Annotated in this window: 5 protein-coding genes and 2 pseudogenes; 3 read left to right on the top strand and 4 right to left on the bottom strand. The window is 41.1% G+C overall.

Translation table 11 applies throughout. The annotated features are described in order from the left end of the window. The 3 genes and pseudogenes from DP116_RS25880 to DP116_RS25870 all read right to left on the bottom strand — a co-directional run. Window positions 1-334: pseudogene (locus tag DP116_RS25880) on the bottom strand (ATP-binding protein); the annotation flags it as partial. 2 nt (window positions 335-336) lie between these two features. Further along, window positions 337-2,262, bottom strand: a complete 1,926-nt coding sequence (locus DP116_RS25875; protein WP_169157877.1) for a beta-propeller domain-containing protein — start codon at window positions 2,260-2,262, stop codon at window positions 337-339. Then, the gene (locus DP116_RS25870; RefSeq protein ID WP_169157876.1) at window positions 2,255-3,634 is read right to left on the bottom strand and encodes a P-loop domain-containing protein; all 1,380 of its coding nucleotides are present in this window, start codon (window positions 3,632-3,634) and stop codon (window positions 2,255-2,257) included. The genes DP116_RS25875 and DP116_RS25870 overlap by 8 nt, the downstream gene beginning before the upstream one ends. Window positions 3,635-4,017: 383 nt before the next feature. Between DP116_RS25870 and DP116_RS25865 the strand changes: the two genes are divergently transcribed. Beyond that, complete coding sequence (locus DP116_RS25865) at window positions 4,018-4,266, top strand: TRADD-N-associated membrane domain-containing protein (protein WP_169157875.1); 249 nt, start codon at window positions 4,018-4,020, stop codon at window positions 4,264-4,266. Between the two features lie 198 nt (window positions 4,267-4,464). On the opposite strand, the gene lgt is transcribed toward DP116_RS25865, so the two are convergent. After that, complete coding sequence (gene lgt, locus DP116_RS25860; protein WP_169157874.1) at window positions 4,465-5,334, bottom strand: prolipoprotein diacylglyceryl transferase; 870 nt, start codon at window positions 5,332-5,334, stop codon at window positions 4,465-4,467. A gap of 408 nt (window positions 5,335-5,742) precedes the next feature. On the opposite strand from lgt, the pseudogene coaD reads away from it, so the two are divergent. Together coaD and DP116_RS25850 are read left to right on the top strand one after the other, a co-directional pair. Next, a pseudogene (coaD, locus tag DP116_RS25855) lies at window positions 5,743-6,234 on the top strand (pantetheine-phosphate adenylyltransferase); the annotation flags it as partial. A gap of 95 nt (window positions 6,235-6,329) precedes the next feature. Continuing rightward, entirely contained in the window at window positions 6,330-6,899 is a 570-nt protein-coding gene (locus tag DP116_RS25850) for a DivIVA domain-containing protein (RefSeq protein ID WP_169157879.1), read from the top strand. Window positions 6,900-7,062: the final 163 nt, after the last annotated feature.

Here is a 7,062-nt window from a genome sequence, read left to right as displayed (position 1 = left end):
GTGGGGTGCTGGGGAAATTGTGCAACCATTCGATTAATTGCGTACAAACATCCCTAAGAAATTCCTCTGCCCGATTTTTACCCACGATTTGGGCATTGTAATAAATAACGTGGTAATTTTCCGTCACGTACTTGGCAAGTATAGCACTCTTGCCGCTACCAGGAACACCAACAATGGTGAAGTAACCGCGCTTGTGACGGTGGAGAAAGTCGGTGATAGCGGTAAAGATAAATTCACGACCGATAAAATTTTGGCTTTTTTCGAGAATGACTTGTTGAAACTCGGTTGGGTAGGAGGCGGAATTGATGGGGGCTTGAGAAGGTGGGGTTTTCATGGTTACGCCTCTATGCCTTCCAGGCGGAGGAAATGCAAGCGTCCGGATGCTTCGCCTGCTACGATTGTGACGCCATCTGGGGCAATGGCGCAGCATCTGATTTCACTTTCTCCAGTGAAACTAGCAATAAATTGTCTTGCTGATACATCCCACACTTTTAGCGTTTCATCCCCAGAAGACCAAATTTGACGCTTCCCATCTGCGGTGGTTGCAAGAAGAAAAGGTAAAGTGTTATTGATGCTATGAAGAGTACATTTAACGTCGCCAGCTTTCAGTTCAAAAACTTTGTAATCACTGTAACCTCCTACTAAAGTAAGTGCAGATTCGTTCTGTTCAAATATTAAATCCGCGTAACCAGTTATTACAGCGTAATCTCCCAAAGCAAGCGCTGACTTACTTTCACCAGTGAAGCTAGCTTCATTCTCCCAAGTTCCTACTTCCCATAATTTAAAATTATCGTCCTTTGCAGCAGAAATTACATACTTACCATCAGGGGTAAAAGCAACTACTTCTACTGAGTCGCTATGAGCAGTTATTGTGTTTCGTTCCGCTTTCAATGAAAATGCTTCTATACATTTTTCAAGGCTCCAGACTTTGATGGTAAACTCACTAGAGAAAATATTATTTCCCGATGCAGAAATTATCTGCTTTGCGTTAGGAGTGACAGCAACAGCAAGAACCCAGGCTGTATGACCAGTAAAAGTAGCTTCGTTTTCCCAAGTTTCTACTTTCCAAATTTTTAAAGTTCCATCATAGCTTGAACCAGAAATTATCCGCTTTCCATCAGGGGTAACAGCAACAGTGCGTACCGAATTGTTATGACCTTTTAAGATATATTCCTTCTCCCAAGTCCCAACTTTCCAGACGGTAAGAGTCCCGTCCTCTAAAGCAGAAATTACTCGCTTTCCATCAGGGGTCGCTGTAATACACCCTACCCAGTGACTCTCGTTGAGAGCAAGTTCTTCTTTTCCAGTTTCTAGGTTCCAGACTTTAATAGTTTTATCATACGAACCAGAAATGACCCACTTGTTATTCTTGGAAAAGACTATTGTGACAGCTTGTACCGACCTAGTATGACCAATTAGAGTATGTAGGACTTCTCCAGTTTTTATGTTCCAAATTTTGAGGGTATCGTCAGAAGAAGCAGAAATTATTTTTGACCCATCAGGAGTTAGTATAACTGTGTTAACAGAACCATAATGACCTCTTAAAGTACGTACTAATTGTCCTGTTTTCAAATTCCAGATTTTAATAGTTGTATCGCGTGAACCGGAAATTACATATAACCCATCAGCAGTTATTGCTATTGTATCCACAGAGTCATCATGAGCAGAGATGGTATATATTAAATTTCCTAAGTTCAAATTCCAGATTTTAATAGTCCCATCCTGCGATCCAGAAATTACCTGTTCTCCATCAGGAGTAACAGTAACAGACCACAGCGAACCACTATGACCAGTTAAGGTACGTATTAAAGGTTCATTAGGGGTAGTTAAGCTACTTGTCAAACTACGCAAGCAAGTAGTTTGACTTTGCGGTATTTGTTGCAGCAACTTTTGAATTTCTGGCGCATCAAAGTGCAGCAAACGCCCTGACAATTGCCCTGCTAGTTGGTTTGTATCTTGAATTAAAATATGTGCCGAAAGTCGCAATGCCCCTTGAATTAATTTCAGCGCTTTTACAGTTTGGGCATCGTATTCTGGGTAAGTTGATAATTCCGCATCATCAATCAAATCGTAATCTTCAATCAGCGCCTGAACACCAAATTTAGGATGATTAATTTTTGCTTCTATAAAGTCAAAATCACTCAAAAGACGGCAGAATTTCTTAACTTGACGACCTTCTAACCACAAACGTGGAACATCACCCAAGAAAAGTTCTATTTCTTCCGATGACAGTTCAGTTAACCTGGTTCGGACATCACCCATCGCCGTAAAGTCCTCCTGTAATGTTGTCCGCCACTTCGGCGCTGATATTTGGTAAATTCACCCCCGCCGCCTGCACAATATCCTGACGATGCAAAAAATCTCGGAAACTTTCGTGATAAAACCTGTAACGCGGTGGTTGATAATTTTCCTGCTTCTGCAAAAATTGCGCCCACCCATCAAGAACTTCCTGCACACTCAAGTCATTCTGCTTAGAATATTTCGCAACCACTTCACGGGAAGCTGCGCTACGTAAAGCACACATCACATAAATAATCTTAATTTTATTTTTAGGTAAAGGCTTGGTTGTCATGCCCATGAGTTGCCAGTGGTTTTCATAATATCCTTGTAAACCTACAGGTAATTCATCCAGAGGTTTATTTTCGTAAAAACCATCAGCGATCGCTGGCAATACACAGCGCAAATACATAAAATTATTTTCGCTTTTTGTGGCTACTTCTTCCACAAACTCGGTAGTAGAGAGATGATTTTGCTTTTGAATCCACTGACTCAAACCCTGTTTATATTCCGCATCATTGAGCAATAGCCAAATATATTCTTTAACATCCTGACTACTTCTCTCAGCGTAGTCTCTTAAGTCCAATTCCTTGGTGGAAACGCTGAATGAAACATTCAACCTTTTCTCATTTTGGTTATATGGTCGTCTTGTCAGCAGAAAGTAAACGTTTTCTGGAAGAATAGTAGGTAAATATAAAAGATTTCCGGTCGATTCTTGGTCAACTTCGTCGAGTGCATCAACAACAATTACCAGACGTTCACCAGCAGTGATTTTTTCACTAGCTTTGGTTAGCAAAGTTGATAAATCAGTATCTGCTGCATCTTGCAACTGGTAACGACTCATCAATTGTTCGCGGATTTTTTTCAGGAACAATTCCGGGCGATTCATGCCCTCAGCGCGAATATTGAAAAAGCAAATCGCTGCTGGGTTGTCTAATACGTACTTGGCGGCGATCGCACTTTTCCCCATTCCTGCATCACCCACAACAGTGAAGTAGCCCTTGGGGTTGTTTTTGAAAAACTCTTCAATAGCATCAAAGACAAATTTTCTACCACGAAATGACTCTGTTTTGTCTTTGATTAATCGCTCAAATTCTGGCGGTATTTGCGGCGGATACCAATCTTTTGGGTTTACTATATCAGTTGGTTTAATATTTAAAACTTTGGCAATACTTTCAACTTGCCTTCTTTCAATTCCATTCGGGCAGTTTTTTGTACCTAATAAACGTTTAATGGTGTCCTCAGAAACATGTGCTTTTACTGCAAGCGTTTCTATAGTCAAACCCTCTTCTTTATAGGTATTCCTGAGTCTAATTTTGCCTTCTTCGCTAGATTGAACCTTATCCGATTGCAGCATAGATAAAAGATATTGATGAATCCAGGTATTTAATAATGTGATAGCTCAGATATTGCACCTGCTTTCTCGTCCGCCTAGGAATGAATTTCTAGGCTCAAAGGTCAAGTAAGCTAAAGCTCACTGAATATATATTTCAGTCCGTTTTAACGGACTTTGGCTATGAGCCTTAAAATTTATTTCAAGGCGTACTCACCAGTGAGGTACAAGATCTAAGATAACTAATCTTTAATTTACCTGTGTAGGGCAGTTAGGTTTTATTCACTTGCCCCATCTGCCCCAAAACATAGGGCAAATCATAAATCTACACTCAACCTATCTGCTCTCGAATTTAAATTGTTGCCTCTACATAATCGAATAAGTTAGTTCAAAACCAACCCAACAATATGAAACAAAAAATCATTGATGAATTACTACGCCAAGCACGTCTTACTTTCAACGTTGCTTTAGCCATAACCGCAGCATCTGCGATCATGACATTATCTGGTGTGGGGCTTGTCTACTTGAATAAAATACCAGAAGCCAGCCTCACTACAACAGCAGGAATTCTTGCCAGCATTGGTAGTGTTCAGTTTGCCAAAGATGCAAAAGAAGAATTGCGTGAGATGATAGACAAGTTGCCGGAAAAATCCTAGAGGTTGAATGAGAGAACTCTTTGAGGCGGTGATAAGTAGGTCAACATTGAAAAATATAAAATAGAGTCTTTGCGATTGCTTCGCTCCACTGCGTTTCACTCGCAATGACATTTCACGTTTAATTCGGTTGAGCTACTTACCGCCTCTAAGCCACCAATCCCGGACAAAAAAATGGGGAAGCCACTCTTCCCCATTCTTTTACCGCCTCTGTCTATCTTCTTGAGAGGTGGAGATGACATCTGGTAAAGGACGTTTGGCAATGTAAAGCCAAGCTAACCCAGCTAAACCAAAGATTATTCCCAGTAAACTCACAACTTGTGCTATTCGTAAAGGTCCAAGCATTAAACTATCTGTCCGCAGACCTTCTATCCAGAAGCGTCCTAAGCTGTAAGCTGCCAAATAAACTAGAGACAGCGTACCTGTTTTCAAAGCCGGTTTACCTGACAAACTTCTAAAAAATAAAGTCAGCAGCAAGGCGAATACCATAAGATCCCATACAGATTCATAAAGAAAAGTGGGATGGAAATATTCAAAATTCGCCAGTTCTGGGGGACGGTTTTCTGGTGGAATATGTAGCTTCCAAGGTACATTTGTCGGACTGCCAAATGCCTCAGAGTTGAAGAAATTGCCCCAACGTCCTATTGCTTGACCTAAAATCAGCGAAGGAGACACCAAGTCAGCCAATTGCCAGAAAGAAATCTGGTTTCTTTTGGCGAATATTAATGCTGCGGTAACACCACCGATAATTGCCCCGTGAATTGCTATCCCTCCTTGCCAAATCGCAATAATGCGTTCTGGGTGCTGGACATATTCTGACCATTGAAACAAAACGTAATATATCCGTGCTGCTGGAATTGCCCCAAGAACCAGCCAAATTGACAAATCGCTAATTAAATCTGGATTAACGTTACGGTGCTTTGCCAGTTTTTGGGAAAGCCAAACGCCAATCAATACTGCTGAAGCAATTAAAAAGCCATACCAACGGATTGTTAATGGTCCTATTTTCACCAGAATCGGTCCTGGAGAAGAAAATTCAAATGCCAAGGGCAAAGTGGAAATATCCAGCATGTAAAAGTACCTAGAAGACTAAAAAAAGGTAATGTAGATTTAAGTTGTGCTTGTTAACAGCGCTTTACGGGTAGTGATTGTAACTCGTTACCGATGAAAGAAACACTCTTAACAGGGAACAGGGAACGGGGAACAGGGAACAGGGAACAGGGCTTAGGGGAACGACAGTCAAAAATTGTTGCAAAAGCCAAACTATTGATTTTAGATCGCTGTGAGTAGAGAAGGCAGTATGGGTAGTGTATTTATCCAAATTTTTATTTTGAAAGTCGATAAATAAAACTATGGCAGCAAATGCGTTAAAGCTTACAAAGACTAACATCTTGAATTTATAACTGAGAACTTGTACTTTGTTACAAATCACGATTGGTTAGATATAATCACCTAAACAACTGTGAGGCACTTGTGATTATGATTGCCATTTATCCAGGAAGTTTCGATCCTGTGACTTTAGGACACCTTGACATTATCCAACGCGGCAGTCGTTTGTTTGCTCAAGTGATTGTCGCCGTATTGCGGAATCCGAACAAAACTCCCCTGTTTACAGTGGAAAGACGGCTAGAACAAATTCGTCTAAGTACAAAACATCTCACGAATGTGGAGGTAGACGCTTTTGCCGGTTTGACCGTAAACTATGCCCAAATGCGTGGTGCACAAGTGCTATTGCGCGGTTTACGAGCAATTTCTGACTTTGAAGTAGAACTTCAGATGGCTCACACAAATAAAACCCTTTCTTATGATATTGAAACTGTTTTCTTCGCAACGTCAAATGAATATAGTTTTTTAAGTAGTAGTGTGGTGAAAGAGATTGCTAAGTTTGGTGGCTCTGTTGATCATCTTGTCCCCCCGCACGTTGCTTTAGATATTTACCAATGCTACGCCCAAAACCATCCCGTATCGAACTAAATCACAACGGAAGCAGTCCTCCCCCGCAAGAGTTTCCTGCAGGAATATCCGAAAATCCAGATGCTACGCGAACAACAAGTGTAGACATACAGATGGAACTCAACCGCTTGGAGGAGATGATTCTTGCTGGTTTCAACATTCCACTGACGCGACGCACGATAGTAGATGAAGACAAGCTGCTTGATCAGCTTGATGAAATACGGCTTTCTTTACCTGAAGTTTTTCAGGAAGCAGCAGCAATCATCCAACAAAAGGAGGAAATCCTTCTGGAAGCAGAAGAATATGGGCAACAAATTGTTGATGCAGCGCAAGCCAAGCGATCGCAAATCTTGGATGAAAGCGATATCCTCAGACAAGCACAACGCGAAGCCGCTGAACTGCGCCGACAAGTTCAAGAAGAATGTGAGCAGATGATGCAAGACACTCTTGAAGAAATTGACCGCAAACGACGCGCCTGTCAGCAAGAAATAGAAGAAATACAGCGTCAAGCTGTCGCAGAAGCAGAAGCAATTGAACAAGGGGCTGATGACTATGCTGACGGCGTGCTAGAAAATATTGAGCAGAATCTTCAGGATATGTTGCGAATCATTCGTAATGGACGTCAACAACTATTACCAGAAGCTTCTAGTGAGGATAATTCTCAATTTCCTAAAAAAAAATAATTGTAAATTCTAGTTTCTTGATCTCTCAGCTTTCCACGGTTCACAACCCAACTATGCCGTATTCTCAGGATGAGGAGACTATGACTACCGACGACTAATAGAAAGTTTAAGTATATACCATAAAGAGCAACTTATGTCAAAGAAAATTTGGGCAGTACCCACC

This window comes from Brasilonema bromeliae SPC951 (assembly GCF_012912135.1).
Lineage (GTDB): Bacteria > Cyanobacteriota > Cyanobacteriia > Cyanobacteriales > Nostocaceae > Brasilonema > Brasilonema bromeliae.
This window is presented reverse-complemented; position numbering and strand designations above follow the sequence as displayed.